The sequence below is a fragment of the Francisella salimarina genome, assembly GCF_007923265.1.
Taxonomy (GTDB): domain Bacteria; phylum Pseudomonadota; class Gammaproteobacteria; order Francisellales; family Francisellaceae; genus Francisella; species Francisella salimarina.
In genome coordinates this window covers 1-569 of record NZ_VOJA01000014.1, presented here as the reverse complement: position 1 = coordinate 569, position 569 = coordinate 1, and the positions used below count along the sequence as shown (strand labels likewise).

Below are 569 nucleotides of genomic sequence, written 5' to 3'. Positions count from 1 at the left end.
CATTTATTATTATTTATTGCTATTATTCTATTCTTTGAAGATTATACGTATTGTCCAAAAGTTTTGGATATGTCTTTTCTTTAATTTTTTGAGTAACTTTTTTAGCGTCTTCTTGAATTTATGGAACAGTTTTATAGGCTGCATATTGTTGTTGGTATGTTCTTAAAATACTTTCACCTGCATCATCAAAGTCATATATATGCCATTGATTATCTTTTTGGAACATATTCACTGCAAAATCAGTGCTTTGATAGTTATCAATGTTAGTAATTTTACCATTTACTACCACTATTGGTTTTTTCTCCCAACTATTGTCATCCTTGTTGAACGGGAATAGAGTTAACTTGTATTTGCCTGCGTATGCCACATTTTTGGCATACATAAATGCTAACATCTCTGTTGCTGAACGTATAAATTGTTTTTGTTCCTCTGGAGTTGCTTGTTTCCATTTTGGTGTGCCAACTACAAGCTGAGCAATTACTTTGGGTGCAACTATTGGAATAATTTCTGCATCGACAAGACGTAACAATTTATAAGGATCTTGCTTGTTCTCTTCAGCATTCTTGATT

1 pseudogene is annotated in these 569 nt (G+C 32.2%); it reads right to left on the bottom strand.

From position 1 onward, the window contains the following. Window positions 1-22: 22 nt before the first annotated feature. Window positions 23-569: pseudogene (locus FQ699_RS09605) on the bottom strand (MlaC/ttg2D family ABC transporter substrate-binding protein); the annotation flags it as partial.